The 26,454-nt window shown below is 59.7% G+C and carries 30 protein-coding genes; 7 read left to right on the forward strand and 23 right to left on the reverse strand.

All coding sequences use genetic code 11. From position 1 onward, the window contains the following. Positions 1-10: 10 nt before the first annotated feature. From Q675_RS22390 to Q675_RS22410, 5 genes are read left to right on the forward strand one after another with little or no spacing between them, the layout of a single operon-like run. Positions 11-949, forward strand: a complete 939-nt coding sequence (locus tag Q675_RS22390; protein WP_023010573.1) for a DUF58 domain-containing protein — start codon at positions 11-13, stop codon at positions 947-949. Continuing rightward, positions 946-1,413: a DUF4381 domain-containing protein gene (locus Q675_RS22395; protein WP_023010574.1), complete on the forward strand. Its 468-nt coding sequence runs from the start codon at positions 946-948 to the stop codon at positions 1,411-1,413. The genes Q675_RS22390 and Q675_RS22395 overlap by 4 nt, the downstream gene beginning before the upstream one ends. Further along, a complete protein-coding gene (locus Q675_RS22400; RefSeq protein ID WP_023010575.1) occupies positions 1,410-2,429 on the forward strand; it encodes a vWA domain-containing protein in 1,020 nt (339 codons plus the stop codon). Before Q675_RS22395 ends, Q675_RS22400 begins: the two co-directional genes overlap by 4 nt. Next, a complete protein-coding gene (locus Q675_RS22405; RefSeq protein ID WP_023010576.1) occupies positions 2,422-4,254 on the forward strand; it encodes a VWA domain-containing protein in 1,833 nt (610 codons plus the stop codon). Before Q675_RS22400 ends, Q675_RS22405 begins: the two co-directional genes overlap by 8 nt. Continuing rightward, complete coding sequence (locus Q675_RS22410; RefSeq protein ID WP_023010577.1) at positions 4,248-5,990, forward strand: BatD family protein; 1,743 nt, start codon at positions 4,248-4,250, stop codon at positions 5,988-5,990. Before Q675_RS22405 ends, Q675_RS22410 begins: the two co-directional genes overlap by 7 nt. A 45-nt stretch (positions 5,991-6,035) precedes the next feature. On the opposite strand, the gene ccmI is transcribed toward Q675_RS22410, so the two are convergent. The 9 genes from ccmI to ccmA are packed head-to-tail and all read right to left on the reverse strand — an operon-like array spanning position 6,036 to position 13,277. Further along, the gene (ccmI, locus tag Q675_RS22415) at positions 6,036-7,310 is read right to left on the reverse strand and encodes a c-type cytochrome biogenesis protein CcmI (RefSeq protein ID WP_023010578.1); all 1,275 of its coding nucleotides are present in this window, start codon (positions 7,308-7,310) and stop codon (positions 6,036-6,038) included. 33 nt (positions 7,311-7,343) lie between these two features. Then, positions 7,344-7,826, reverse strand: a complete 483-nt coding sequence (locus Q675_RS22420; RefSeq protein WP_023010579.1) for a cytochrome c-type biogenesis protein — start codon at positions 7,824-7,826, stop codon at positions 7,344-7,346. Beyond that, positions 7,826-8,362, reverse strand: a complete 537-nt coding sequence (locus tag Q675_RS22425) for a DsbE family thiol:disulfide interchange protein (RefSeq protein WP_023010580.1) — start codon at positions 8,360-8,362, stop codon at positions 7,826-7,828. Before Q675_RS22425 ends, Q675_RS22420 begins: the two co-directional genes overlap by 1 nt. Then, positions 8,359-10,356: a heme lyase CcmF/NrfE family subunit gene (locus Q675_RS22430; RefSeq protein ID WP_023010581.1), complete on the reverse strand. Its 1,998-nt coding sequence runs from the start codon at positions 10,354-10,356 to the stop codon at positions 8,359-8,361. Before Q675_RS22430 ends, Q675_RS22425 begins: the two co-directional genes overlap by 4 nt. Before the next feature lie 34 nt (positions 10,357-10,390). Next, on the reverse strand, positions 10,391-10,870 hold the full coding sequence (gene ccmE / locus Q675_RS22435) for a cytochrome c maturation protein CcmE (RefSeq protein WP_014421059.1): 480 nt from the start codon (positions 10,868-10,870) through the stop codon (positions 10,391-10,393). Between the two features lie 14 nt (positions 10,871-10,884). Continuing rightward, complete coding sequence (gene ccmD / locus Q675_RS22440; protein ID WP_011785431.1) at positions 10,885-11,118, reverse strand: heme exporter protein CcmD; 234 nt, start codon at positions 11,116-11,118, stop codon at positions 10,885-10,887. 3 nt (positions 11,119-11,121) lie between these two features. Continuing rightward, complete coding sequence (locus Q675_RS22445) at positions 11,122-11,865, reverse strand: heme ABC transporter permease (protein WP_014421058.1); 744 nt, start codon at positions 11,863-11,865, stop codon at positions 11,122-11,124. A gap of 58 nt (positions 11,866-11,923) precedes the next feature. Then, the gene (ccmB, locus tag Q675_RS22450) at positions 11,924-12,649 is read right to left on the reverse strand and encodes a heme exporter protein CcmB (protein ID WP_023010582.1); all 726 of its coding nucleotides are present in this window, start codon (positions 12,647-12,649) and stop codon (positions 11,924-11,926) included. Then, positions 12,639-13,277 carry a cytochrome c biogenesis heme-transporting ATPase CcmA gene (ccmA, locus tag Q675_RS22455; RefSeq protein ID WP_023010583.1) on the reverse strand — a complete coding sequence of 213 codons (639 nt, stop codon included), beginning with the start codon at positions 13,275-13,277 and terminating at the stop codon, positions 12,639-12,641. Before ccmA ends, ccmB begins: the two co-directional genes overlap by 11 nt. Before the next feature lie 160 nt (positions 13,278-13,437). Between ccmA and Q675_RS22460 the strand changes: the two genes are divergently transcribed. Then, on the forward strand, positions 13,438-14,802 hold the full coding sequence (locus Q675_RS22460) for a flagellar hook-length control protein FliK (RefSeq protein WP_031211004.1): 1,365 nt from the start codon (positions 13,438-13,440) through the stop codon (positions 14,800-14,802). After that, on the forward strand, positions 14,799-15,119 hold the full coding sequence (locus Q675_RS22465; protein ID WP_011785436.1) for an EscU/YscU/HrcU family type III secretion system export apparatus switch protein: 321 nt from the start codon (positions 14,799-14,801) through the stop codon (positions 15,117-15,119). The genes Q675_RS22460 and Q675_RS22465 overlap by 4 nt, the downstream gene beginning before the upstream one ends. Here Q675_RS22465 and Q675_RS22470 read toward each other — a convergent pair. The 14 genes from Q675_RS22470 to cheY all read right to left on the reverse strand — a co-directional run bounded on the left by Q675_RS22470 (position 15,099) and on the right by cheY (position 26,437). Continuing rightward, positions 15,099-15,950 carry an ATP-binding protein gene (locus Q675_RS22470; protein ID WP_227499488.1) on the reverse strand — a complete coding sequence of 284 codons (852 nt, stop codon included), beginning with the start codon at positions 15,948-15,950 and terminating at the stop codon, positions 15,099-15,101. The genes Q675_RS22465 and Q675_RS22470 overlap by 21 nt on opposite strands. Next, positions 15,875-17,323, reverse strand: coding sequence for an ATPase, T2SS/T4P/T4SS family (locus Q675_RS22475; protein WP_023010587.1), 1,449 nt, complete (start codon positions 17,321-17,323; stop codon positions 15,875-15,877). Before Q675_RS22475 ends, Q675_RS22470 begins: the two co-directional genes overlap by 76 nt. Continuing rightward, positions 17,320-17,520, reverse strand: coding sequence for a hypothetical protein (locus Q675_RS38375; RefSeq protein ID WP_023010588.1), 201 nt, complete (start codon positions 17,518-17,520; stop codon positions 17,320-17,322). The genes Q675_RS22475 and Q675_RS38375 overlap by 4 nt, the downstream gene beginning before the upstream one ends. Positions 17,521-17,546: 26 nt before the next feature. Beyond that, entirely contained in the window at positions 17,547-17,939 is a 393-nt protein-coding gene (locus tag Q675_RS22480; RefSeq protein ID WP_011785439.1) for a DUF2802 domain-containing protein, read from the reverse strand. Positions 17,940-18,001: 62 nt separating this feature from the next. Next, positions 18,002-18,490 (reverse strand): chemotaxis protein CheW, encoded by a 489-nt coding sequence (locus tag Q675_RS22485; protein WP_011785440.1) that lies wholly within the window; start codon positions 18,488-18,490, stop codon positions 18,002-18,004. A 129-nt stretch (positions 18,491-18,619) separates the two neighbouring features. Beyond that, positions 18,620-19,396, reverse strand: a complete 777-nt coding sequence (locus Q675_RS22490; RefSeq protein WP_023010589.1) for a chemotaxis protein CheW — start codon at positions 19,394-19,396, stop codon at positions 18,620-18,622. Further along, positions 19,389-20,186 carry a ParA family protein gene (locus Q675_RS22495; protein WP_011785442.1) on the reverse strand — a complete coding sequence of 266 codons (798 nt, stop codon included), beginning with the start codon at positions 20,184-20,186 and terminating at the stop codon, positions 19,389-19,391. The genes Q675_RS22490 and Q675_RS22495 overlap by 8 nt, the downstream gene beginning before the upstream one ends. A 21-nt stretch (positions 20,187-20,207) precedes the next feature. Further along, the gene (locus tag Q675_RS38195) at positions 20,208-20,354 is read right to left on the reverse strand and encodes a hypothetical protein (protein WP_157680627.1); all 147 of its coding nucleotides are present in this window, start codon (positions 20,352-20,354) and stop codon (positions 20,208-20,210) included. A gap of 23 nt (positions 20,355-20,377) precedes the next feature. Then, entirely contained in the window at positions 20,378-21,160 is a 783-nt protein-coding gene (gene motD, locus Q675_RS22500) for a flagellar motor protein MotD (protein ID WP_011785443.1), read from the reverse strand. 19 nt (positions 21,161-21,179) lie between these two features. Then, positions 21,180-21,920, reverse strand: a complete 741-nt coding sequence (locus Q675_RS22505) for a flagellar motor protein (protein ID WP_011785444.1) — start codon at positions 21,918-21,920, stop codon at positions 21,180-21,182. Continuing rightward, a complete protein-coding gene (locus Q675_RS22510) occupies positions 21,920-23,065 on the reverse strand; it encodes a protein-glutamate methylesterase/protein-glutamine glutaminase (RefSeq protein WP_014421049.1) in 1,146 nt (381 codons plus the stop codon). Before Q675_RS22510 ends, Q675_RS22505 begins: the two co-directional genes overlap by 1 nt. 33 nt (positions 23,066-23,098) lie before the next feature. Beyond that, positions 23,099-25,228 (reverse strand): chemotaxis protein CheA, encoded by a 2,130-nt coding sequence (locus Q675_RS22515; protein ID WP_023010590.1) that lies wholly within the window; start codon positions 25,226-25,228, stop codon positions 23,099-23,101. 18 nt (positions 25,229-25,246) lie between these two features. Continuing rightward, complete coding sequence (locus tag Q675_RS22520) at positions 25,247-26,032, reverse strand: protein phosphatase CheZ (RefSeq protein ID WP_014421047.1); 786 nt, start codon at positions 26,030-26,032, stop codon at positions 25,247-25,249. A 21-nt stretch (positions 26,033-26,053) separates the two neighbouring features. Further along, complete coding sequence (gene cheY / locus Q675_RS22525; protein ID WP_011785448.1) at positions 26,054-26,437, reverse strand: chemotaxis response regulator CheY; 384 nt, start codon at positions 26,435-26,437, stop codon at positions 26,054-26,056. Positions 26,438-26,454: the final 17 nt, after the last annotated feature.

Here is a 26,454-nt window from a genome sequence, read left to right on the forward strand (position 1 = left end):
TCACAGCGTCATGGCAGATTTCAGCCCAGCCACTCTCATTACTCTGCCGGAGCTGGTGCGCCTGCAGGCAGATGCACGAGCTCTGAAGCTGCCATCGGTAAAACCGGTCCGGTCACGCCAGGCCGGGCTACGCCAATCACGGCAGAAAGGGCGCGGAATGACGTTTTCCGAAGTGCACCAGTACCAACCCGGTGATGACATTCGCAGCATAGACTGGCGGGTAACGGCCCGGCGCCAGGCACCACACACCAAGCTGTACGAGGAAGAGCGGGAACGACCTGTACTGTTGATTGTCGATCTCGGGCCGACCCTGTTCTTTGCCAGTGCCGGCGCCTACAAACAGGTCCGAGGTGCTCAGGTTGCGGCTCTGCTGGCTTGGCTGGCACTCTGGGCGGGTGACCAGGTGGGGGGCTTGGTGTTCAATGACCGGGACCTGGCCGTACTCCGGCCCGCCCGGCGCCGCAAGTCCGTCTTGCGCCTACTGGATCACCTGGCCAATCACCAGCACCAGGGCAAAACACCACCAGCCCCCGCAACGGACTCCAGCCATGGGCTGGACACAGCGCTGGCAGAAGCTCGCAGGGTCACACACACCGGTTCCCGCGTTTTTATCATCAGTGACTTCATGAACATCACCGAGCAGACCACCACCCTTCTGGGCGCCATGAGCCGGCACAACTCGGTCAGCGCCATCCGCATTCAGGACCCGCTGGAAAAGGCTCTGCCTTCATCCGGCCGGTTTGCCGTTGCTGGCCCGGACGGCCCGATCTGGTTCGATGCCTCGAATCCTCGCTTCCAGCAGGCCTGGCAAGGCAAAATCGACGCCCATGAGCAACGTCTGGCCGACTGTTTTCGGGCATCCGGCGTGGCTTCTGCAACGCTGTCGACCGGAGAGGATCCGGCTACGGCCCTGCGCCTGATGCTGGGCCCGGGAGGTCGCATCGGATGAACCCTCAGGATCCCCTGGCACAGCTTCGTGATATCCAGTTACCAGCTACCGGTGGTTGGTGGCCCCCGGCCCCTGGCTGGTGGCTGCTGGCAATATTGACGATTGCCGCTGTGTTGGCATTTGCGTGGCTGTGGCGCCGTCAGCGCCGAAAGCACCGCTGGAAACGCAGCGCCCGGACTGAACTGCAACAGCTTGAAAGCAAGGCCCGGCCTGCGCCGGAATGGTTCGCGGCGCTCAATGCCCTGCTCAAACGAGCAGCACGGCAGAGCCATCCGGAGAAGCATCCAGAGGCCATGACCGGGCAGCAGTGGATCGACTTCCTCCTGGCAACCGCGCCGAAAGACCGCATCGCCTCCCGCCCCGTCGTTGAGGCCATGGTCACAAGCACCTGGCAACCACGTCCCGGCGCACAGACTGAACAGGCGCTGGCGTTCGCCAGAACCTGGCTGGAGGCCCAGTCATGATCAGTCTGGCTTACCCGTGGGTGCTGTTACTGGCATTGCTTCCGCTGCTGTTTGGTTACCGCAAGCGCCAGAGCGAACCGGTGGATGCTCCGGTCATTCCGGTCGGGCACTGGTTGTCCGGAATGCCGGGCGTGAGCTCCCGGGGGCAGGCAACGCCGCTCTGGCGCCAGCTGTTGTTATTGCTGGGCTGGCTATGCCTGGTGGTCGCCCTGGCCCGCCCTCAGCATGTTGGCGAAGAAATCCAGATGCCCGTAACCGGCCGCGATCTGATGTTAGTGGTCGATATTTCTCCCAGCATGGACGAACAGGACATGGTGCTTCAGGGCCGTAGCATCAACCGCTTGCAGGCGGTGAAACGGGTGCTGGATGATTTCATAGACCAGCGTGAGGGCGACCGGCTGGGGCTCATTCTGTTCGGCACCGAACCTTACGTTCAGGCGCCACTGACCTTCGACCGGGAAACGGTACGGACCCTCCTGTTCGAGGCAGGCCTGGGCATGGCTGGCCGGGCCACCGCCATCGGGGACGCCATCGGATTATCGGTGAAACGTCTGCGCGAACGCCCGCAGCAACAGCGAGTGGTGATCCTGCTGACAGACGGGGCAAATACCGCTGGCCAGGTCAGCCCGGACAAGGCCACGGAAATTGCCCAGGCAGCCGGCGTGCGGCTTTACACCATCGGCATCGGCGCCGATACCATGATCCAGCGCGGGCTGCTGGGTTCAAGGCGGGTCAATCCCTCAAGGGACCTTGATGAGGAACTGCTCACGCGCATGGCAGAACAGACCGGTGGCCGGTATTTCCGGGCCCGAAGCCTGCCAGAGCTGGAAATGATCTACGACAGCATCAATCAGCTCGAACCGATAGAACAGGACGGCCAGTTCTACCGGCCGGTGACAGAACTCTACGCCTGGCCGGCCGGCATGGCCGCCGGGCTTTGGCTGCTATTGATTGCCCTGCGACTGGCCTCCAACCGCTATCAGCAAAACACCGCTACGGAGGCTGGCCATGGCTGACTTCCATTTTCTGCGCCCCTTGTGGTTAATGCTGTTACTGGCGGTTCCAGCCCTGTTTCTGGCCCGACATCAACTTCGCCAGGGTGAGACCGGATGGGCCCGATACATCCCCGCTCACCTGTTACAGCCCCTGATTCGTTCCCGGGCCGACGAAACTACTGGCACCACCCGATCGCCCCTGTTGCCCCTGAGTCTAGCTCTGGTTCTGCTCGCAATCGCCCTCGCCGGGCCAAGCTGGCGACAGGCACCGACTCCCCTGAAACAAACCCAGGACAGCCTGGTCATTCTTCTGGATCTGTCACTTTCGATGCTGGCCACCGACGTAGAACCGGACAGGCTGACCTTGGCCAAACGCAAGGTCCGCGACATTCTCGAGCAGCGAAAAGGCGGTTTGACGGCGCTGGTGGTCTACTCCGGCGACGCCCACACGGTAACGCCACTTACCGGCGACACCCGCACCATTGAGGCCATGCTTAGCGTGCTGGACCCCACCATCATGCCTGCCCAGGGCAACCGCGCCGATCTGGCCGTGCGGCAGGCGGTCGACCTGCTGGACCAGGGCGCACCGGGCCAGGGTCGCATACTGCTGATCTCCGAGGCGGTACCGGAACAGCAATTCAGTGCAATCCGTCAGCAACTGGCAGAGACTCCCTATCCCCTGAATACTTTGGTGGTGGGCACCCGCGAAGGCGGCCCCATCCCCCTGGCAAAGCGCGGATTCATTCGGGACAACGGCAGGATTGTCATCAGCCAGGCCGAACCAGACTCCCTAGCCCAACTGGCCAGCATCAACGGCGGAACCAGCCACGAACTGACCCTGGATGACCAGGATATTCGCGCCCTGGCCCTGGAGCCATCACAGACCGACGAATGGCAGAACGAACAGGACGGCATGACCGTTAATCGCTGGCAGGACGACGGTTACTGGCTGCTCTGGCTGGTGCTGCCGTTACTCATTCTGGGCTGGCGTCGGGGAGCCTTTGCCATTCTGGCCTTCGCGCTGATTCCGCTGGCAGGCGCTCCGCGCCCGGTTCAGGCTCTGGACTGGGGCAGCCTGTGGCTGCGAGAAGACCAGCGTGGGCCAGATCTTATCCAGCAGGATCCGTCCAGGGCCGCTACCATTCTGGAGCAGCCGGGTTGGCGCGGCTCAGCGCTCTATCGCGATGGCCAGTACAGTGACGCCGCGGAAGCCTTTGCCAATCAACCGGGAGCCGCCGGCGACTACAACCGGGGCAACGCCCTGGCCCGGGCCGGCCAACTGAAAGAGGCCATTGACGCCTATCAACAGGCACTGAAGCAGCAGCCGGATTTCGAAGATGCGCGCTTTAACCAGCAACTGGTTGAGCAACTCCTGAACCAGAAACAGAAGTCTCAGGGCGAGGGAGAAAGTGACAACAACCACGAAAGCAACGATCAGAATTCCGGACAGCAGAATGGCTCCGGAGGCCAGGGCAATGACAGCCAGGACAGCGCCGGGCAGGATTCTGCAAACAACAATGGCGAGAATCAGGATCCCCGGCCTGGCGAGCAACAGCAGCCCTCCGAGAACGGCGAAAATTCACAGGATAACGCCGGAGAGCCACAACCGGAGGATGGCTCACAGGAGCAACAGCGGAATGCCCAGGCAGGCCCGGACGGGCCTTCCGGAGAGGGGCAGAGTGGTGCCAGTGCGCCCGCCGAAATATCAGAACAACCCCTGAGCCAGGGCCAGGAGCAGTGGCTGCGGCGCATACCGGATAACCCCGGCGGGTTACTGCAACGCAAGTTCCTGCAACAGTACCAACAACGACAGACAACACCCGATGAGGGCGACACACCATGGTAACGCGCGTTATCTCCCTTGCCGCGACACTTCTTTTTTTGTTCCTGTCAGCCGCCAGTCACGCTGCCGACAGACTGGTGGTGGAACCGGATCGAACCCAGCTCTACGAAGGTGAGGTACTGACCCTGACCGTCAAGGGCTCCATGAAAATCGACATTAATCTGAGCAATCTGTTCAGCTTCGATCTGTCACAGTTGCCTTCGCCAGATATCGAAAAGGTGGAGCCGGATTTCGAAATTCTGGCCCGCAACCAGCGCTACAGCGTGCAAACCGTCAACAACGAAATGGTGGGCGAAATAACCTGGACCTATCAGCTCGCCCCGACCAGCACCGGCACACTGACAATCCCCGAACTGACGTTCAAGGATTCCGTTTCCGACCCGGTCGACATCGAGGTTATTTCCGGCACACCGCCGGATCAACCGGCGGCCACTCGTGACAGCTTTATCGAGCTGTCCGCAGACAAGGCGGAAGTGTACGTTCAGGAACAGCTGGTACTGACCATACAGTTGTTCTTCTCCGGCAACCTGATCCGGGGAGAGCTGTCGGAGCCTGAGCACCCGGACGCCATCATCGAGTCACTGGGCAAACAGCGTGAGTTTACCCGCTATCGCGACGGAATCCGGTATCGGGTGGTTGAGCGGCGTTACGCCATCTTTCCCCAAACACCGGGCACTCTCACCCTGGAGCCCATCCGGTTTGAGGGCCAGGCCAGGGATGCCTCGGGCCAGCTGCGCTTCCTGCGTGACCGGCAGCAACTCTATGACGTTCCGGTCAAACCCGTACCTGCCGGGTATCCGGACAATCAGCCCTGGTTACCTGCACGAAGTCTGACCCTGAGCGACGAGGGCCTGCCGTCTACCCAGGAGCTTGCCGTCGGCAGCAATCTCAGCCGGAAAGTGACTCTGCAGGCGCAAGGATTGCCCGCCGAAGCCCTGCCGCCTATCTCCCGGGAGCTACCGGACGCCATCCGCAGCTACCCGGAACAGCCCCTACGCAATACCGAAACCACTCCAGAGGGACTTCGCGCCACACTGCAGCAGGTGACCGCCCTGGTGCCCGTCCAGGCGGGCGAAACCACCCTGCCCGCGCTTCGTGTTCCCTGGTGGAACACCGAGACCGACCAGCTGGAGGAGGCCGTGTTGCCGGAGCGCCGTTTCCGGATAACCGGCGACCATGCCACCGCCGCACCGCCCGCGCAGACAACGGGCGATTCAACGGCGCCCACGGATTCACCGGTAACCCCGGATACAGCCCCTGGTTCGGAAACCTCCGGCAACACTTTCTGGCTCTGGGGTACGGTTCTGTTTGCGGCGCTTTGGCTGCTGACCCTTGCGCTCTGGTGGCGGGCTCGCCAACCCCCAGCGTCCGGCCCCAATGAGGCGGAAGATGACAGCATCAAGAACGAACGTCAGGCGTTTGAAGCATTACTGGCGGCTGTCAGACGAGGCTCCGGGGAGGCGTCAACGCTGCTGCTGCGCTGGGCCCGGCTGCGCTTCCCAAGGCTCTCATTTGATTCCGTTTCGGATCTGTTCACACTGACAGAAGACCGCTCGCTAAAAACCGCCTTTGACCGTTTTCAGGCCGAACTTTATTCGGGCCAGCACCATACCCACGAAGAAAATGCGAGGCAACAACTGCAACAGGCACTGGAAAGCCTGCGCCGGAACACCGCCCGGGACAACGAAGCGTCATCACCCGACCTGCCGCCGCTGTATCCCTCGTCTCTCTCGCGCTGATTCCGGCCCAGAAAAAAGCCCGTCGAAGTGACGGGCTTTTCAAATTCAGTTGGTCAGTTCCTGGTTAATCACCAACTCCACAGGTGGTTCCGCTTCCGCCGGGGGCAGCACCTCTGCCTCAACCCGGCCTTCCCAGTCTCCCGGCTGCGGATTAACACTGCCTGAGCGGCTCAAACGGGCGACCACCACCACATCTTGCTGGGCAGAAATCGCAGATTCAGGGGACATGGCATAACGATCATCCAGCCGGATCTCGGCGGGCAAATCGCCAGCTGTCATCCTGGCAACAGCAACCGGCGCACCGCCCGCCGCAGCCGCTGGCCGCGCAAAGATGAACAGCACGGTATTGTCAGCCACTTGCTGGCGCAAACCCTCGTCCAGCGATACCCGTAAGGACACGCCCGGTCCAGCAGCCTGCTGAGGCTCGGAGGCAACTCCCTCAGGCGGGGTCTCGCCCAGGCGTCGGTAGGCCTCCTCGATACCGCCACGGATGGCCCCGAGCTGCGGATGGTCCGGCGCCACCTCGGTAATACGCTGCCAGTATTCAATGGCTTCCCGGTAGTTTTGCTGACCGAAGGCATTGATGCCCATCAGCCCCAGCGCATTGACCTCATCCGGGTTCAGGGCCCGGGCAGCCGCAATGGCATCGGTAACCGCCGGGGTCATCTCGCCTTCGCTGGCAAAATAGTTAGCCTGTGCAGCCAGCCCCAGGGCCACCGCGCTGGCGTTTCGATCCTCAGATACTACATCGGCAAGACGGTGATAGGCCTCCGCCGCTTGCTCATAGCGCTCAAGACGCATATAGGTCTGCCCCAACATCGCCCAACCATCGGCATTGTCCGGGCTTTCTTCAAGTCGCTTTCGCAGTTGGTCGGCCAATTCCGCCATGCGGGCCGTCTGGTCGCCCTGCGTAGCATTCATTTCCTGCATCGCAAGGAACTGCTCCACCTGATCCATGGAACCCCATTCCTGATACCCGAAATAGGTGCCCACCGGTAACACCAGGATCGCCAGCAAGGCGACAACCATGGCGCTACGCCGCCCGGGCACACGCCGCTGGGTAACGGGTTCTTCCGGTACATCATCGAGCATGGCGCCCGCCAGCTCTTCCTTTAGCTGCTTGTAGCTCTCGTCATCCAGTATGCCGGCCTCGTGCTCGTCCTCCAGCTCTTTGAGCCGGGTGCGATAGGCCAGCAGGTTCTGATTTCGCAGATCCGCCTCAAGGCGGGCCCGGGGTTTATGAAAAAAGACTGGATAAAGCACAAAGGCCAGGGCCACCAGAATGAGTACGGTCCCGGCAATCCAGAAGGTATCGGTCATGGAAATATCGTCACGTCTCGAAATGAATGGGAGTTATCGGCGGTCAGCCTTGTCACTTTGACTGGCCAGAATCTGCTCTGCCCGGGCCCGGTCTTCCGCACTCAGGGGCGGCTCGTCTTCTCGCCTTCGGGCACGCCACACCACACCGGCCACAATCAGAAAACCGCCAATGGTGGCAATCGCCGGAAAGGCCCAGAGGAGAATGGTGCGGTTATCCACCGGCGGTTTGTACTGAACGAATTCGCCAAAACGGTCGACCAGAGCACCCACGATCTGATCATTGGAGGCCCCCTCCTGCATCATGCGGTAGACCTCGTCCCGCATATCCTTGGAGATCGGCGCATTGGAATCGGCAATGTTCTGGTTCTGACACTTGGGACAGCGCAATTCTGAGATCAATTGCTGATAACGCTGTTCTTCAGCCCGGGTATCGAAGTCATAGACTTCTGACACCTCGGCAATTGCCGGGCCCGAGAGCACCATCAACACGGTTAAGAAAGCGGGTAACAAACGCATCAGCTGTTCCCCCGGGCCTGAGCGATAACCGGCAAGAGCACTTCTTCCCAGACTTTCTGGTTCACAACGCCTACGTGGCGATAGCGCACCACGCCCTCTGCGTCGATAACAAAGGTTTCCGGCGCACCATACACGCCCAGGTCAAAACCCAGGGTTCCCTTCGGGTCGAAGATAATGGTCTCGTAGGGATTACCCAGCCGGTTCAGGAACCGGAAGGCACTTTCCCGCTGATCCTTGTAGTTCAAGCCCACAATTCGAACTCCCTGTTCCCGGGCCAGATACATCAGGTATTCATGCTCATCCCAGCAAGAGGGGCACCACTCGGCCCATACATTCAACAAGGATACTTCGCCCTGGAAAACTGAGGGATCCAACTGAACCTCCGGATTGTCCAGAGACTCCAGGCTGAATTCGGGAACGGGCTTGCCGACCAGAACGGATTCCAGTTTGGTGGGGTCCTTGCCCAGGCCGGCAAACAGGAATACCCCCACGCCGACGGCAATTACCAGCGGCAGGAACAGCAATACCCGCTTCATGAGGACGCCTCCGCCACTTTGCCCGGCGCTGCCGGCTCGCCACTTTTCACGGCTTCCTCATCGCGCACGCGAATACGGTAACGCTTGTCCGCAATCGCCAGGAATCCGCCAATGGCCATCACCAGGGATCCGAGCCACAGCCATCTCACTAACGGTTTGTACTGCAGCCGGATAGCCCAGGCGTCGTCACTGATACGCTCACCAATGGCTACAAATACATCCCGGAACAGGCCGGCATCAATGTCCGCTTCGGTCATCACACTCATGCCAACGGGATACTGTCGCTTTTCCGGATGGAGGTCGGTCACGAGTTCCCCATCCAGGTAAACATTGAAGCTGCCGTACTGGGCGGTAAAGTTGGGGCCACGACGCTCACCAATGTCGGTGAATACAATCTCATAATCCCCCACCATAGCGCGGTCACCCGGCTGCATGCGCACATCACGCTCAATCCCGTAGTTGGAAACCACCGTCGCACCGGCCATCACCATGGCAAGCCCCAAATGCCCGAGAACCATGCCCCAGTAACTGCGGGACTGGCGCTTCAGGCCATGCCAGCGCCCTTTGCGGGAGGCGGATTTATCCCAAAGGTCCCAGGCGGTGGCCACCGCTACCCACATGGCCGCAAACACACCCAGGAAGGCCCAGGGTGCAAACCCTCCGTAGCCGATCATCACCCCCGCGCTGGCAATCAGACTGACGGCCAGCGGCCACAGCAGCTTGCGGGCCAGCCAGCCGCCGTCCGTCTTCTTCCAGCGCGAGAAAATCCCCGCGCCCAGCAGCAGGCCGGTTGCCACCGCCAGGGGACTGAAGGTGGTATTGAAGAACGGCTCACCAATAGACAGCTTGCCAAGGTCCAGATAATCCAGCACCAGCGGGTAAAGTGTGCCGATGGCTACCAGCATCGTGGCAGATACCAGCAAGACATTGTTCAGGAGCAGGAAGATTTCCCGGGACAAGGAGCCATAACGGGAGCGGACATGCACTACCGGCGCCCGGAAGGCGTACAGTGTCAGGCTGGCCAGAATGGTAATGCCCAGCAACGCCAGCAGGAAACTGCCCCGCTCCGGATCCGACGCGAAGGCATGGACGGAGGTGAGCACACCGGAACGAACCAGGAAGGTACCCAGCAGGCTCAGTGCGAAAGTGACAATAGCCAGCAACACGGTCCAGCTCTTGAAGACCCCGCGTTTTTCCGTGACTGCCAGCGAGTGCATCAAGGCGGTACCCGAAAGCCAGGGCAACAGGGAGGCATTTTCAACCGGATCCCAGAACCACCAGCCGCCCCAGCCGAGCTCGTAATAGGCCCACCAACTGCCCAGAGCGATGCCCACCGTCAGGAAGGACCAGGCAACCGTGGTCCAGGGGCGCGACCAGCGAGCCCAGGCCGCGTCCAGTCGGCCGTTGATCAGTGCCGCAATGGCAAACGCAAAGGCCACCGAAAAACCAACATAACCCATATAGAGCATGGGCGGGTGCATGATCAGGCCAATGTCCTGCAACAGCGGATTCAGATCCTGCCCATCTGCCGGTACGTTCGGCAGCAGACGGTCAAACGGGTTGGAGGTCAGAATGATAAACAGAAGGAAGCCAACGGAGACCATGCCCAGAACCGACAACACCTGGGAGACCATCACCGAAGGCAGTTTACGGCTGAAGATGGCAACGGCCAGCGTCCAGCCTATGAGCATCAGTATCCACAAGAGCAACGAGCCCTCATGCCCGCCCCAGACCGCGCTGAACTTGTAGTACCAGGGCAACATGCTGTTGCTGTTATTGGCCACATAGGCCACCGAGAAGTCATCCACCAGAAAGGCGTGGGTCAGGATCGCAAACGCGAGGGCGGTGAACACAAACATGCCGGACGCCAGTGGCCGGGCAAATGCCTGCAGGCTGTCACGCCCGGTCAGAGCGCCCGCAAGCGGCACCACGGAGAGAAGTACTGCCAGCAGCAACGAGAGAATCAGTGCAAGCTGTCCGAGTTCCGGATACATCGGGTTTCTCCAACGTCAGAAATGAATTGGGCGCTCAGTACGCCGTGGTTTCCGCGGCTTTTTCCACATCAGCAGACTTGTGCTGCCCCTTGGAAGAGCGCTCCAGCGCCTCGGCCACTTCCGGTGGCATATAGTTCTCATCGTGCTTGGCCAGAACCTGATCGGCCACGAACACGCCCTGTTCATTCAGCCGCCCCATGGCGACCACGCCCTGCCCTTCGGCGAACAGATCAGGCAGTATGCCCTCGTACTGTACCGGCACCGACGCGGCATAGTCGGTCACCCGGAAGTTCACCTTCAGGCTGTCGGTATCCCTTGCCACACTGCCCTCTTCAACCATGCCGCCGGCCCGGATCCGGACATCAACCGGCGCGTTACCCGCTGCAATTTCCGTAGGATCGTAAAAAAGGTTGATATTCTGTCGGAGTGCATAGGTGGTCAGGCCTACCGCAATGGCAATACCGGCCACCAGAAAGAGCACAATGGTCAGTCGTTTTTTTCGGATCGGATGCATGGATTACCTGCTGTTTATTCCTGGGAAACTTCGACACGGGCGAACGTAGCGGCCTGTTTGGGCCGGGCACTGGTGCTGCTTTCCTGCTGCTGGTATCGGCGTTTGCAGCTGGCCATAACCGCCTGATGATGCCGGGACGACCAGATCATCAGGCCCACCAGAAGAACGGCGAAAACGGCATAACAGGCCCAGACATAGGGACCATGGCCTTCCATTGCGATAAATGCTGAAAAAGAATCAAACGCCATCGGTCAGCCTCTCCCCGCCATCACCAGCTCTCTCACCCAGCGGGTTTTTTGCTCCCGCACGACAATTTCGGTTTTCATGCGCAGACACGCCAGCCAGCCAAACAACAGGTATAACCCGAGCACCGAAAGCAGCAGCGGAACCCACATCTCAACGGGCATAGAGGGCTTTTCGGTGAGTTTGAACGTGGCCGGCTGGTGCAGTGTATTCCACCACTCCACGGAGTATTTGATAATCGGGATATTTACCACCCCCACCAGCACCAGCACCGCTACCGCCCTGGCAGCAGATTTTTCATCATTGATGGCCCGATCGAGGGCGATAGCACCGCCATAGAGGAACAGCAGAATAAGCATGGAAGTCAGCCGGGCATCCCACACCCACCAGGTCCCCCAGGTAGGCTTACCCCAGACAGCGCCGGTGAATAACGATAGGAAGGTAAACACCAGGCCAACCGGCGCCACGGCTTTCACGAAGACATCCGCCAGTTTCATGCGCCAGACCAACGTAACGACGGCGGCGGACGCCATCATGATGTAAATGGATTGGGCGAGAAAGGCAGTGGGAACGTGGATAAAAATGATGCGATAGCTGTTGCCCTGCAGATAGTCCTTGGGAGCAAACGCCAGGCCCCAGACCAGGCCGGCAAGGAGCAGAATGATACCGATCGCCAGCAACCACGGCATAAACCGGGTTGCAATCCCGAAGAACCATTTGGGAGAACCCAGTTTGTGAAAGAATTGCCACATCAGTTGGTCACCATCTTCACTGTTATCGTTTGGTTGGTTGCCGGCCCCAAAGAACCGATCAGCTGTTCGAAAGACTGATTCTCAGGGCCGCTGCCGAGGCGAAAGGCGACAGGGTTACCGCCAGAACCAGAAACGCGCCCATCAGAGCCAGGTATCCGCCAACCGGCGCGCCTTCAGCTGCCGCCGATACCGTGCCAGTACCAAAAATCAGCACGGGAATGTACAGCGGAATGATCAGCAGTGACAAGAGCACGCCTGCCGAGCGCAATCCCAGGGTCAAAGCGGCGCCAATAGCTCCGATCATGCTCAGTACCGGGGTGCCAATCAGGAGCGTTAGACACAGAATTGCAATAGAGTTCCCGTCCAGGTGCACCATAACGCCTAAAACCGGCGCTAACAGCACCAGTGGCAGACCTGTCAACACCCAGTGTGCGGCTGTTTTGGCCAGCACCAGCAGGAACAGAGGCTGAGGCTGCAGTACCAGCTGCTCCAGGGTCCCATCGTCAAAATCGTGACGAAACAGATGGTCCAGCGACAGCAACACCGACAGCAAAGCCGCTACCCAAAGGATACCGGCTCCGGACTGTTTCAGAAATGCCACTTCCGGGCTGACTCCCAGGGGAAAAAGGGTTACTACCATGATGAAAAACAGTAACGGGTTCAGCAGATCCTGCCGCTGCCGGAAAGCCACCCGGACATCCCGGGCAAAAACTGCCGCCATGGCGGCTATCGGGCCAACCGATTCAGACACCGGCTTCAGTGCCGGCCGCCGATCAGCATTCATGCACACCTCCGGCACCCAGGGTGATGCGGTTCATACCCGGCAACTGGAGTTCATGGTGGGTCGTCACCAGCACCGCCCCCCCTTCCGCGGCACGTTGCTGTAGCATCGACTCAATCGCTCGGACACCGTCTGCATCAATCGCAGTAAAGACTTCGTCCAGCAGCCAGAGTGGCTCGTCGGCAATCAGCAACCTGGCTAATGCCACACGGCGTTGCTGCCCGGCAGACAGATTCCGGCATGGTACGTTTTCAAATCCTGCCAGCCCGGTACCTGCCAGTGCCTGAACCAGCACCTCGTCGCTCACCTCCCGACGGCCGGCCATCAGCGCTTTCAGGTTCTCGACCGGGGTAAGCAATGGTTTGATGCCGGGCCGATGGCCAATGTAAAGGGTGTTACGAAGAAAAGACTCGCGTTGCCGGGCCCTGGGCTCGCCGCACCACAGCAATTGACCCGACCAGGCGTCGTTCAGGCCAGCAAGGATTCGCAGCAATGTTGTCTTACCGGTACCGTTGGGGCCCTCGACACGGGTAACCGTACCGGGCAGTATGGAAAAGGACAGATTCTGGAACAACAGGCGCTCGTCCCGTTCACACTCAAGATCTATCGCCTGTAGTAACGGCTCGGACATCAGGGCTCCGTTTCAGAGCGATGGATGCGCAGCAGGCATCAGGTGCATGTAATGAAGGACACACGGGTGCCAACATGAAATCAGGGCATTCACTGCCAGCGCGGCGTATTATAACGAAAGCGCCAGCATATTACTCTTGCCCGACATCAAATCGACACCAATGAAACTGAACGGCGGACCACCACCCTTACCCCCGAAACAGCCCGCGCCGGACCAGTCCCCCCGGAGTCCGGCCACGGTTACTCCCGGCAACAGCACGGCGCCCGGGGCTGCGCTTTCGGCCAGACAACAACTGGCCCAGTTACAGCTGGCTGATCGGGAGACAGCGTTGGCCAAAGTGGCCGAGATCCTGAGGCAGAAAGGCGGGGGCCATGAGCTGTTGCTGGAACTGCGCGGACAATCCCTGAAAGTCGCTGCCGGCAACCAGCCACCGGATCTGTCCGTGGGCGATCTGATCAAGGTCATGCGGGCCGGTAACGAATTGCAGCTGATAGGCAAGCTGGCGCCGGGCCAGGAGAGTGCCGTTGCCCGGGCCCTGGCCCAGCGACTACCCTGGCAACAGAGCCTTCAGGCTGGCCTGACACAACTGTTCAGTGCCATGAGTCAGGGCCTGAAACTGCCACCCCCACCCGGGCAATTGCCATCTACCACCAGCGCACAGCCTCTGCCAGTGCCCGCACAGCAGGCCTTGCAAAAGCTGATCAACCAGTTACCCAAGGCTGACGCCCTGGCGCCAGGCGCCGGCAAGACCGAATCCATGGCCACTCAGGTGCGGCAGTGGTTGTCTGAAAGCGGCCTGTTTTCCGAGGCTCGATTGCTACAGACCGGCCCTTCCGCCGCCAGCCAACCGGATCTTAAACTGGTACTCGCAAAGGTGGTGTCGGCTTTGCTCACCAGCCAGAACCAGGGGCCGGAGCAATTCAACCGGCTGACCCCCCTGGCCAGCCAGGATTTGCTACAGGCCCCATTACAGTTTCCCAGGGCACCAACGCCCGCGGCCTCTCAGAACACCGGGGAACCTGCCACGGTCGGGCAGACCCTGCGACTGCTTGCAGGCATGTTGAACCGGATTACGGTAAACCAGTTGCACAGCCAGACCTTGAATGCCAGGGCCGGCGGCGAACCTGGCGTGCCCGTGAACACTCTGCTGATTGAACTGCCATGGTTAACGCCGCAACAGGAACCCCGAACGGCACAATTGCGACTGGAACAGTACTCACAGGAGAAAGACGGCAACAAACGACCGGAACGGACCAGTGCCAGTGAGTGGCGACTGTCTCTGTCTATGGATCTGGACGATGCGGGCCCGCTGCATTTCGATGTCACCTTCCGGCCGCCGTCCGTGAGCGCTATGGTCTGGGCTGAAAATCAGGCCACGCTGAGAACCGTGCATCGCGAGCTGCCGCTGCTGCGCCAGAGCCTGAACGACCTCGGGCTGGAAGTTGCTGACCTCGATTGTCGCAGGGGCAGCCCTCAGCAGATGCAAACCCGGCTGGAGCACCGATTGGTGGATACCAAGGCATGACCGAAAACGCACAGAACAATATCCCGGCCGCTGTCGCCCTCAAGTACGACGGTGAACGGGCACCGGTTATCTCGGCAACCGGCACGTGGGAACTGGCCGAGGAAATCATCCGGATTGCCCGCGACAACAATGTTCCGCTGTACGAGAATGCCGAGCTTGCCGGCATTCTGGCGCGTCTGTCGCTGAATGAAGAGATTCCGGAAGAGTTGTACCGGGTGATCGCGGAGATTCTGGCGTTTGCTTTCCACATCCGGGGCCGGACACCCGGAGATGCCCGGCCAGAAGAAGATAACCCGTCAGTGGATCAGGGAACGTAACGCCCAGGCCTGTTGCCAATGCTCACCTTTGCGTGGCGCCACAGTGGTATCGAAGTAATGCTTCAGGCGTCGGCGGTCCTCCGGCTGATCCTTCAGGGCCGAGCCTATAACGTGGTGCATCATGTGTTCAACGGTCATGGCGCCGCCACCGTAATACCACGCATTCAGGCTGGCGGCGTGGGCCACGGATACGGCCTCGGCGGTGGACAGGGCCGCCCCTGCCAGCCGGTCGGTGCTCCGCCCGTCCAGAGTCTGCCCGTTACGCAATTCGTGGAAGATGGTCACCAGCACTTCCACCACCGACTGCTCCAGCGCCACATCGATTCCGGCACGCCGGTTGGCTCTGGCCACTTCCCGAAGAACCACATCGATCTCATCGTTCAGGTGCCGTATCGGCCGGATTTCCTCAAAGTCCATCCGTCGTTTCAGGGCCGCACTCATGCTGTGAACACCCTCATCAACACTGTTTGAGGTGGCCACCAGGTTAAAGCCTTCCCGTGCCAGAATAACGCCGTCTTCCCCCGGCAATTCCGGGATCACCACGACCCTGTCGGACAATACAGACAGCATGGCATCCTGCAGCGCCTGCGGGCAGCGGGCGATTTCTTCAAACCGGACCAACTGCCCCTCCATCATGCCCCGCAACAGCGGGGTTGGCACCAGCGCCTTTCGGCTGGGGCCCTCGGTGCGAAGCAGAGCTTCGTTCCAGCTGTAGAGCAACTGGCTGACCTGGCTGATGGCGCCGCCCTGCAAGGTCAGCGTGGAATTACCCGAAATCGCCGCAGCGAGCAGCTCCGACAGCCAGGATTTGGCCGTACCCGGCTCCCCCACCAGCAAGCACCCCCGGGACGTACACAGGGAAATGATGATCCGGACCACCATGGCCCGGTCGGCCCGACCACCAGCACCAGACCCGCCGGGTTATCCAGCAGGCGCTGATAACGGGAACCAATGGCCGATGACATCCCCAACTCAGCGATGGTCATTGCCCGACCGGTTTGCGGCAACAGACGGATAATCGCGTTCTCACCGTGCAGTGAGGGCTGGGTCTGGATCCGCAAATCGTAGGAGGTGTCTCCGAGCTGTAGCCTGGAACGCCCACCCTGGGGTAACCGGTGCTCGGCGATATTCAGCTCCGCCCGGAGCTTGATGACGTTGATAACGCCTCGAATTTCCCGGGCCGACAACTGGTATTGCGGTAAATCGTGCAGATCGCCATCCACCCGCAAACGAATGCGCACCCGGTTCTCATACTGTTCGATATGAATATCGCTGGCCTTCTCGCTGACGGCATCCAGCAGAATAGCCTCATACACAGACACCAGATACGGGCTGATGTGTTTGTTGCTGTCCTTGCCGAGCAGATCATTGCCCGATGTATCCGGTTTTTCGGTGCTGCCCACCGACACGCCATGCTCCGCCACAAAGCGGCTGCCCTTGACAGTCAGATCCAGCGCCGACCAGATCCGCCGGAAGTCCGTCGGTGTCACCAGCAGACAGACAATTCGATGCTTGGGTGTCAGCCGTTCCATCTGATCGGTACGTGCATCCGGGTCGTCGGTGACCACGGTCAACGTGCTGTCCTCTTCCGACACCGGGATCACGCGGGAGAGATCCAGAAAGGTTCGGGAAAAACGCCGGAACAGGTCCGTATTCAGATGACTGAGTACGTCATCACCATCGGTAAACGTCATGCCCCGCTGCTGGGCAAGAGACCGGTAGAGATCAATCTCTTCCAGATTCAACCGGCGACGCAGGACATCCAGTACCCGTTCGTTTTTGGTCGCCGCCTCGGTGCGGGCATCCGCCAGTGCCGCTTCGGAGACCACGCCAAGATCAATCAGAATCTGTTCAGAGTTACGGTTGAAATCCACCCAGCCCAGGGTTCTGACCCGCTCCAGCTTGTCGCCCCTGCGCTGGAACATGGCGACACTGGGCACCGGCCCCGCCCGACCCTCCAGGCAAACCAGGTTCCCGCCCTCGCGCAGGTTCGGCAGAAGCGCCTTGGGGTCCTGAATGAAGGTCGTACACAGAATCAGGTCACAGGGCGCGTCCAGTTCCAGCCCGGTATCTGCCGAGGCCTGAACAACATCCACATTATGGACGCCGTGCTTGAAAAAGCGCTCGCGGGCTTTTTCCACCAGTGCCGGGTTGCGGTCAACATAAACCACCCGGTGAGCCAGATCCGCCAGCACGGCGGTCACATAACCTGAGCCGCCCCAACGTGCATGACAACCTGGTCAGGCTCGATCTCTGGCATCAGGCTCAGCAGGTGTCGAACCGTTTCTTCTCTGGGTATTGAGTGGCCGGTGATGGAGGGGACGAGATCGGCACCGGAAACAAAATCAGGGCGGGAAACAACAGCGAGGGCCTCAACGGCCCTCTGATAGAGCTTCTTCATTCAGCAGCATCCGATAAAACGCCGGATCAGGCCGCCTGTCGCCGCTTCAGGGCAGATACCAGTTCGGCCTCCGGACGGGAAATTCCGCAAGTATTCATAAGATCGTCGATATCCGCTCCAAGATCAACCAGTCGCGCGGCTTCGTCGTAGGAAATTCGCAACGGATCATTCTGCCGCATTTCTTCCAGAGTGTTCTTGAGCTCATGAATCTGCCGCTCACAGGCTACCAGGCGCTGCCCCACGCCGAGGCTGCCACTGGTAGTGGCATGCAGTTCACGGCCAAGGGTATCGCAACGCTGCTTGACAGAAGCCTGTAAGGCCCGGATACGCCGGCCATGGATAACACCCTGAACCAGAACCAGAGTGATGGCTGCAGCGGTCAGGCCCCAGGGGAGCCAGGAGGGAATGGTGAAACTCATAATGGACGTCTCCGTTGTTGGTGACCCCGGGAGACGTCCATCACTGCGCTGTGAAAAGCCGGTTACAGCGACGCGATTTCAGCCCACTCGTGGTCTGACAGCATCTTGTCGAATTCGACGAGAATGATCAGCTCGCCGTTCTTGTTGCACACGCCCTGGATGAACTTGGCACTTTCCTCGTTCCCCACGTTCGGTGCAGTTTCAATTTCACTGGCCTTGAGATAGACCACCTCTGCCACAGAATCCACCAGAATGCCCATCACCTGGCTGGACGACTCCATGACCACAATCCGGGTGGCATCGGTCACTTCCGCGTCCGCCAACCCGAACCGGCGACGGGTATCGATGACCGTAACCACGTTACCCCGCAGGTTGATGATCCCCAGCACATAATCCGGGGCTCCGGGAACCGGCGCGATTTCCGTGTAACGCAGCACTTCCTGGATCTGCATCACGTTGATGCCATAGGTTTCGTCATCCAGGCGGAAAGTCACGTACTGCAGTACCTGATCGTCCTGGGCCTGATTTTGCTGTCCGCTCGGGGATGCCATAGCACTCTCTCCTTCTCGGCTGCCCGGCGGGCAACCTGATCGTCAAAAATTCATCATCAGTGCCCAATACTATAGTTAAGGGCACAAACCGTGCCAGCCTCACACGGTTTCATTGAGTAACGGACCTGTTTAACTCAGATCCAGATGGTGTTCACGCTCTGCCCGCACCAGCAGATGCGCCATGGTACGCACATCGATCAACGCACACATGTGGTCAACCACGGTGCCCGCCAGCCAGGGGCGCTTGCTGCGCGCTGTGCGCCAGCGCACTTCATCCGGCCGCAGCGTGAAAGACTGGGCCACATCGTCACAGGCCAGCCCCCACTCACTGTCATCCAGCCGGATCACAAACCGATAATTGTCCCGGGCACCAGCCGGTACCCGGCCAGCCATAATCCACTCGGCGGTGTCCACAACCCGCAGGTTGTGGTCCCGATCCGGCCGTATCCCCATGTACCACCGGGGACTGCCAGGAATTGGCCGGATCTCTTCTTCAATACGATGGATGGCGCCCAACAGAACCAGCGGCACCGCCAACTGCAGCCCGGCCACCGTAAAAATCAGGCACTCGAACGGCTCTTCCGACCAGTCCGGGCGCGCCGGTGGCACCTCGCCATCGTTGCCCGGGGCCGTGACCGGCGCCTCCGTCTGAACCGGCTCCGGCGCTTTCTGTTCCACCACAGGTGCCTGAACGATTGGGCGAGGACGGGCTCTGGTGACAGGCTTTGCTTCGGTTTTTACCGGTTTCGGCGGCTCCGGTTCCGGTTGCGCCACTAACGGCTCCGGCTCAGGCTGTATCTGTTCTTCCTGCAACGCAGTGCTGGTGGCGGTGTGCAGCAATTCATCCAGATAACTGGCAATGGCCGCTTCCGGCGCTGCCAGTTGCGTCATTTTTCTGTCAGCCATGCTGACGCTCCTTCACCGAACCGGTTCGCTTCAGGAGGTCGTCCAACAGATGATCATAGGCCCGGACACCGTGGGTTTCCGCATCCAGTTGCGAGGGAATAACCCCGGCCTGGCTGGCATCCCGGAATTTGGTATCAACCGGTACGGCGAAACGCCAGAGGGTATCCTGATAGGTCTTGCGTAACAGATTAAGGCTCTTGACCGAAGCCTGCGTCCGGCGATCATAGAGTGTGGGAACGATCATGTACGGTAATTCGTTCTTCTGGGAGCGCATGATCATTTGCAGGGTGTGCAGCATTCGTTCCAGGCCCTTGATGGCCAGAAACTCGGTCTGTACCGGAATCACCAGGTACTGGGCAGCGGCCAGTGCATTCACCATGAGCACACCCAGTGACGGCGTGTTGTCGAGAATCACGTAGTCAAAATCATCCCACAACTGGGCCAGGGCACGGGAGACAATCAGCCCCATACCCTCAACGCCAATCATCCGACGCTCCAGGGTGGCCAGTGCAGTACTGGCAGGCAGCAGCGACAGCCCGGGGCAACCGGTATCGGTGATCAGTTGCGCCGGCAGGCCTTCAGGAACCTTGCCCTGATGCTGAAACAGGTCAAATACGCTGTGGGCGATGGTATCCGGGTCATAACCAAACCAGCTGGTCAGCGATCCGTGCGGATCCAGATCAACCACCAGCACACGCTTGCCGCGCTGGGCCAGCAGTCCGCCCAGGGCGACCACAGAGGTTGTCTTCCCCACTCCACCTTTTTGATTGGCTACAGCCCAGATACGCACGTTTTGTTCTCCGGTAACGGCTCAGCCTGGCGTCATGCGCCGGCCTCTGTTCAACTTATCGGCAAGGATACGGGTAACTTGAAAGCCGAATCGATGGTTTTGCGGCAACCCCTTGCCGATTCGGACGATGAACAACAGGTAATACAGGAAGTGTGCCAGCTCAGCCATACGCATCTGCCACCGGCAGGTGATCAGCGCACCGCCCCCCGGATGCTTGCATCCCGGGAGATCAGCAGAACCACCCGGCGGTTACGCCGCCGGCCCTCCTCGGTATCGTTGCGGGCCACAGGCTGGTATTGACCATAACCCACCGCTGCCAGGCGCTCTGGCTCGATGCCCTCCATCATCAACATCCGGGCGACAGCCGCTGCACGGGCGGTCGAAAGTTCCCAGTTGGACGGAAAGCGGCTGGTACGAATGGGTTGGTTATCGGTAAAGCCTTCCACCTTGACCGCATTGTCGCGGTTGCGCAGTACACTGGCGATCTTTTCAATGACTTCAAAAGAGTCGTAATGGGGCTCAGCATCACCACTGCCAAAGAGCATGCTGTTCGGCAGATTGAGTTCAATCCACTCGCTGCTGGTTTCCAGACTCACTACCCCCTGATTGATCAGTTCGTCGAATTCCATGGCAAGCTGGTTGGCCATGGTTCGCAAAGCCTCGGTGCGACCCTCGGCATCCAGTTCCGGATTACGGGGCGCCTCGGTAACCGGCGGCGGAATAACATCTTCATGCTGTTGTTGCGGCGCCCGGACCGGCTGGCCGCCTACGGTGACCGGTTGCAATGAGCGCTGGGGGGCGTTAAAGACACCGGTGAAGGTTTCCGACAGCACCTTGTACTTGCCCTCATTCACGGACGATACCGAGTACATCACCACGAAAAAGGCAAACAGAAGCGTGATGAAATCCGCGTAGGAAATCAGCCAGCGTTCCTTGTTGTGGAGATCATCCTGGGGTGGTCTGCGACGGCGCATAGGAAGCCCTGGCCCGGAATTACTGCAGGAAGCCCCGCAGTCTCAATTCGATGGATTTCGGGTTTTCGCCCTCGGCAATGGCGATAATGCCATCGATCATCATGTCCTCATAACGGGTGCGTTCCTTGATGATGCCCCGCAATTTATTGGCCACCGGAAAGAACAACAGGTTGGCCAGGGCAACGCCGTAGATGGTCGCCACAAAGGCCGTGGCGATGCCGCCACCCAGTGATTGGGGATCTTCCAGATTGGTCATGACCTGAATCAGGCCCATCACCGCGCCAATAATACCGATAGTGGGGGAATACCCACCCATGGCCTCATAGACTCTGGCCGACTCCAGATCGCGCTGCTCCCGGGTTTCCAGGTCGACTTCCATGATACTGCGAATGGACTCGGGCTCGGCACCATCAACCAGCAACTGCAGCCCTTTCCGGGCAAACGGCTCGGGCTCTCTCTCCGCAAGCCCTTCCAGGCCCAGCAGGCCCTGTTTGCGGGCTTTGACGCTCCAGTCGATGACCTTGCCAATGCCATCTTCCAGCGAGATGTAGGGCGGAATAAACACCCAGCGAACCTGACCGAAGGCACGCTTGAGCATCGGCCAGGAGGTTTGCAGGATGGTCGCCGCCAGAGTTCCGCCCACCACGATCAACCCGGCCGGGCCGTTGAACAGCGAACTGACAGCGCCTCCTTCCAGCAGATTGCCACCCAGGATGGCCACGAACGCCAGGATGATTCCGAGCAGGCTCAGAATATCCATCAGCTCACACCTTCAACCAGCCGCGCGCCAATATCCTCCAGCGCCAGAATCTCGTCGCTCAGTCCGGCTTTGGCCACAGCCATCGGCATGCCATAGATGACGGAGGATTTCTCATCCTGGGACCAGATCACGGAACCGGACTGCTTCATCATCCTGCAGCCTTCCTTTCCGTCGGAACCCATACCAGTAAGGATCAGACCCAGGGTTTTGCCTGGGAAGCTCCTGGCCAGAGAACCGAAGGTAACATCCACACAGGGTTTGTAATTCAAGCGGTCATCGCCCGGAAGAATCCGCACTTTTGCCTGCCCGCCGCGACTTTCAATCATCATCTGCTTGCCACCGGGCGCCAGCAGGGCCAGTCCCGGACGAAGCACGTCGCCGTCCTCGGCCTGGCGCACCTCAATGCGACACAACTTGTTGAGCCGCTCGGCAAAGGCCGGAGTGAAGCTGGCGGGCATGTGCTGAACCAATACGATGGGCGCGGGAAACGAAGCCGGTAACGCCGTGAGCACCTTTTGCAGCGCAACGGGGCCACCGGTGGAAGTGCCGATGGCTACCACACTGTAGTGCCTGGCGGCCGTTTTTCTGGTGGGTTTACGAACCGGCTCGGAGGTCGCAGGGTCTTTACGGGGTTCCGTCGTTACCGGGCGGTGCAGGCGCGAACCGGCGCGCTCGACAGGTTCACGGCGAGGTTCCGCAGCCGGTGCCGCCGGCCTCGGGGCCACAGGCGCCGATCGGGCACCCGGGCGGCTACCGGCCACATCCAGAATACGCTGGATAAGGATTTTCTGAAGTTGACTGGTGTCCCTGGCAATTTCCTCGAAGTTCTTGGGCAGGAAATCCACTGCCCCGGCTTCCAGGGCATCCAGGGTAACGCGGGCACCTTCATAGGTCAGGGACGAGAACATCAAAACCGGGGTGGGATGTTTGCGCATGATCTCGCGCACGGCAGAGATGCCGTCCATCACCGGCATCTCGTAATCCATGGTGATCACATCGGGGCGCAGTTTTTCTGCCAGCTCGACACCTTCCCGCCCGTTGGTGGCGGCGCCTACCACTTTAATCTGGCCCGAGGCCGTCAGGATTTCCGTCAGCCGTTTGCGAAAAAAGCCCGAATCATCCACGACCAGGACAGAAACTGTCATCCATTTCTCCTACACAATCCCGGAAATTCCTGCTCAGCCGTAGTGCTGCAGGAGGCTCGGCACATCAATAATCAGGGCGATACGGCCATCACCGGTGATGGTGGCGCCGGCCATTCCTGGCGTCCCCTGCAGGGCCCGGCCCAGAGGTTTGATCACCACCTCTTCCTGGCCAATCAGCTGATCAACGACAAAGCCGACCTGTTTGGTCCCCATGGCCACAATCACCACGTGCGCAATCTCCGGCTCGGCCTGACCTGCCGCACCGTGCACCAGCCAGCGCTTGATGTGGAACAGTGGGAACACTTTGTCCCGCACGACAATACACTCTTTGCCGTCGACAATGTTGGTCTTGGTCAGATCCAGGTGGAAAATCTCCACCACATTCACCAGCGGCAGCGCGAAAGACTGGTCACCAAGCATGATCATCAACGTTGGCATAATGGCCAGAGTCAGCGGCACCTTGATGATAATGCTGGTGCCCTTGCCCTGTTCGGACATGATATTGATCTGCCCATTGAGCTGGCCGATCTTGGTTTTCACCACGTCCATGCCGACACCCCGACCAGAGACATCGGAAATCTGGTCCTTGGTGGAGAAACCGGCCGCAAAAATCAGATTGAAGCATTCGTTATCGGTAAGGCGGTCTGCCGCATCCTGATCGTACAGGCCCTTCTCGACCGCCTTGCGGCGCAAGACATCAGGATTCATACCGGCGCCGTCGTCGACAATGGACAGCAGAATATGGTCGCCTTCCTGCTCCGCCGACAGAGTCACGGTTCCAGCGCGAGGTTTGCCGGCCTTTTCCCGTACGTCCGGTGCCTCGACACCATGATCCACGGAATTTCTCACCAGGTGCACCAGGGGATCGGCCAGAGCTTCAACCAGGTTTTTATCCAGGTCGGTTTCCTCACCGTGCATGACCAGATTCACTTCTTTCTTCAGACTGCGGGCCAGGTCGCGCACCACTCTGGGGAAACGGCCGAAAACTTTCTTGATCGGCTGCATCCGTGTTTGCATGACGGCAGCCTGCAGATCCGTGGTCACCACATCGAGATTGGCCACTGCCTTGTGCATGTGTTCGTCTTCGCTTTCGGAACCCAGACGCTGCAGGCGGTTACGCACCAGCACCAGTTCGCCCACCATGTTCATGATGTCGTCCAGGCGCTTGGTATCAACCCGAACCGTGGTTTCGCCCGCTGGTGCGGCCTCACGGGCAGGTGCAGGCGCAGGGGCCGGCTTGGAAGCGGCCTTGCTCTCGGCTTTGGCTTCCGCTTTCTTTGGTTCCGGGGCTGGTTCGGCCTTGCTTGATGGAGCCGGCGCAGGCTTGGGCTCACCTGCGGCAGCCCCCGCGCTTGGGCCTGCACCCTTGCCATGCAGTTCGTCCAGCAGGTTCTCGAATTCGTCGTCGGAAATCAGATCGGCGTCACCGGATGATTTCTCCGAGCCACCGCTGGTGTCGATATCTGCCTTGGGCGCTTCATCTTCCGCAGGCGCGCCGGCAAACTGGCCCTTGCCGTGGAGTTGATCCAGCAGGGCCTCAAATTCATCGTCGGTAATCTCATCACTGTCTGAGCCGCCGGCGGATTCTGCCGGGGTGCTCACCTGCTCGTTGCCGACCGGTTTCTGGCCATCGGATTTTTCATCCGCCAACGCGTCCAGCAGCTGCTCGAACTCTTCGTCAGTGATATCGCCCTGATCCCCTTGCTGTCCGACATCCGCAGACGACGGCTCCTGTGCCGGGGTTGGTGCTTCCACCGCCGGTGCATCCTCGGACTCGGGTTTGGCGAGTGCATCCAGAGCTTCAATCAGTTCGTCCGGCGCGGGCGTCGGTTCTTCCCGGTTGCGGACTTCTTCGAACATGGCATTAACGTTGTCCAGCGCCTCCAGCACCACGTCCATCAGGTCCGGTGTTACCTTGCGCTTGTGATTCCGGAGAATATCAAACACGTTCTCCGCAGAGTGGCAGCAATTAACCAGTGCCTCCAGCTGAAGGAAGCCTGCGCCCCCTTTCACGGTATGGAAGCCACGGAAAATGGCGTTCAGCAGATCGCTGTCATCGGGATGCTGCTCCAGATCCACCAGCTGCTCCGACAACTTTTCGAGTATCTCGCCGGCTTCTACCAGGAAGTCCTGCAGGATCTCTTCATCAGCATCTAACGCCATGCGTCACCCTCTTTATTATCAGAATCCGAGACTGGACAGCAGATCGTCCACATCGTCCTGTCCCGAAACTACATCTTCCCGCTCATCGGCCTTGATCTGGGGCCCTACCCCTTTTTCGGCCGATTCTTCTTTTTCTTCAATCTGATGCACTGTGCCGGTCAGTTGATCAACGTGGCTGGCCATCACCACCAGACCAAGAAGGTTGTCTTCCACCTCTTTCACCAACGCGGTGACCTTCTGGATAACCTGACCGGTAAGATCCTGAAAATCCTGAGCCAGAAGGATTTCCGACAGGTTCTGGTACAGACTGTCGGAGTCTGTCGTCAGGCCAGCGAAGAACTTGTCGATGCGACCGTAAAGCTCCCGAAACTCCGCAGGCTCCATTTCACGACGGCGCAGACGCTGCCACTCATCCCGCAGGGAAACCGCTTCATCCCGCATGGCGTGAGCCACCGGCATGCTTTCCTCAACCAGATCCATGGTGCGGTTCGCCGCCTGGCTGGTCATCTGAACCACATAGGCCAGACGGTCAGAAGCGTCGCTCATCTTCGACAGCACTTCTTTCTGCTCGGCATTACGCGGGTCTATCTGGAAGTTCCGGATTGCCTCATGGAGGCTGCGGGTCAGTCGCCCCACTTCCCGATACAGACTCTGATCGCGAACCTCGCTCAGTTCATTGATCAGGGTCATCGCCTTGGCATAATTCCCGGCGTTTACATTCTCGGCCAGGTCGGAGGCCTGCTTTTGAAGCTTCTCCGCCACCTCCGGATCAAGGCCCTGATGGTTCTGTTTGGTATCACTCATGGCGAGCCATCCGACCTCTGGTTACTGGATTCGTTCGAAGATTTTCTCGATCTTTTCCTTCAGCACGGCTGCCGTGAAAGGCTTGACCACATACCCGTTCACCCCGGCCTGAGCCGCAGCCACGATCTGGTCCCGCTTAGCCTCTGCCGTTACCATCAGAACCGGCAGGTTCTTCAGGTTTTCATCAGCACGGACAGCCTTCAGAAGGTCAAAGCCCGACATGCCGGGCATGTTCCAGTCAGTCACCAGGAAGTCATACTTGCCGCTTCGGAGCATGGGCAACGCGGTGTTGCCATCGTCTGCTTCATCCGTATTGGTGAAGCCGAGATCTCGCAGCAGGTTTTTGATGATGCGTCGCATTGTGGAGAAGTCATCCACAATGAGAATTTTCATGTTCTTGTCCAATGGGACCTCCAGTCAGT

This window comes from Marinobacter sp. EN3 (assembly GCF_000475315.1).
GTDB classification, from domain to species: domain Bacteria; phylum Pseudomonadota; class Gammaproteobacteria; order Pseudomonadales; family Oleiphilaceae; genus Marinobacter; species Marinobacter nauticus.

Coding starts and splice junctions, on each gene's coding strand:
- Q675_RS22430 (WP_023010581.1), bottom strand. CDS start 10,356: ATGTATCCGGAACTCGGACAGCTTGCACTGATTCTCTCGTTGCTGCTG.
- Q675_RS22390 (WP_023010573.1), top strand. CDS start 11: ATGGCAGATTTCAGCCCAGCCACTCTCATTACTCTGCCGGAGCTGGTG.
- Q675_RS22490 (WP_023010589.1), bottom strand. CDS start 19,396: ATGGCTGACAGAAAAATGACGCAACTGGCAGCGCCGGAAGCGGCCATT.
- Q675_RS22410 (WP_023010577.1), top strand. CDS start 4,248: ATGGTAACGCGCGTTATCTCCCTTGCCGCGACACTTCTTTTTTTGTTC.
- Q675_RS22425 (WP_023010580.1), bottom strand. CDS start 8,362: ATGAAGCGGGTATTGCTGTTCCTGCCGCTGGTAATTGCCGTCGGCGTG.
- Q675_RS22480 (WP_011785439.1), bottom strand. CDS start 17,939: ATGAGTTTCACCATTCCCTCCTGGCTCCCCTGGGGCCTGACCGCTGCA.
- Q675_RS38375 (WP_023010588.1), bottom strand. CDS start 17,520: ATGAAGAAGCTCTATCAGAGGGCCGTTGAGGCCCTCGCTGTTGTTTCC.
- Q675_RS38195 (WP_157680627.1), bottom strand. CDS start 20,354: ATGGCTGAGCTGGCACACTTCCTGTATTACCTGTTGTTCATCGTCCGA.
- Q675_RS22505 (WP_011785444.1), bottom strand. CDS start 21,920: ATGGATATTCTGAGCCTGCTCGGAATCATCCTGGCGTTCGTGGCCATC.
- Q675_RS22395 (WP_023010574.1), top strand. CDS start 946: ATGAACCCTCAGGATCCCCTGGCACAGCTTCGTGATATCCAGTTACCA.
- Q675_RS22510 (WP_014421049.1), bottom strand. CDS start 23,065: ATGACAGTTTCTGTCCTGGTCGTGGATGATTCGGGCTTTTTTCGCAAA.
- ccmI (WP_023010578.1), bottom strand. CDS start 7,310: ATGACCGATACCTTCTGGATTGCCGGGACCGTACTCATTCTGGTGGCC.
- ccmD (WP_011785431.1), bottom strand. CDS start 11,118: ATGGCGTTTGATTCTTTTTCAGCATTTATCGCAATGGAAGGCCATGGT.
- motD (WP_011785443.1), bottom strand. CDS start 21,160: ATGCGCCGTCGCAGACCACCCCAGGATGATCTCCACAACAAGGAACGC.
- Q675_RS22520 (WP_014421047.1), bottom strand. CDS start 26,032: ATGAGTGATACCAAACAGAACCATCAGGGCCTTGATCCGGAGGTGGCG.
- Q675_RS22465 (WP_011785436.1), top strand. CDS start 14,799: ATGACCGAAAACGCACAGAACAATATCCCGGCCGCTGTCGCCCTCAAG.
- Q675_RS22485 (WP_011785440.1), bottom strand. CDS start 18,490: ATGGCATCCCCGAGCGGACAGCAAAATCAGGCCCAGGACGATCAGGTA.
- Q675_RS22400 (WP_023010575.1), top strand. CDS start 1,410: ATGATCAGTCTGGCTTACCCGTGGGTGCTGTTACTGGCATTGCTTCCG.
- Q675_RS22460 (WP_031211004.1), top strand. CDS start 13,438: ATGAAACTGAACGGCGGACCACCACCCTTACCCCCGAAACAGCCCGCG.
- Q675_RS22420 (WP_023010579.1), bottom strand. CDS start 7,826: ATGCGTTTGTTACCCGCTTTCTTAACCGTGTTGATGGTGCTCTCGGGC.
- ccmA (WP_023010583.1), bottom strand. CDS start 13,277: ATGTCCGAGCCGTTACTACAGGCGATAGATCTTGAGTGTGAACGGGAC.
- ccmB (WP_023010582.1), bottom strand. CDS start 12,649: ATGAATGCTGATCGGCGGCCGGCACTGAAGCCGGTGTCTGAATCGGTT.
- ccmE (WP_014421059.1), bottom strand. CDS start 10,870: ATGCATCCGATCCGAAAAAAACGACTGACCATTGTGCTCTTTCTGGTG.
- Q675_RS22405 (WP_023010576.1), top strand. CDS start 2,422: ATGGCTGACTTCCATTTTCTGCGCCCCTTGTGGTTAATGCTGTTACTG.
- Q675_RS22445 (WP_014421058.1), bottom strand. CDS start 11,865: ATGTGGCAATTCTTTCACAAACTGGGTTCTCCCAAATGGTTCTTCGGG.
- Q675_RS22515 (WP_023010590.1), bottom strand. CDS start 25,228: ATGGCGTTAGATGCTGATGAAGAGATCCTGCAGGACTTCCTGGTAGAA.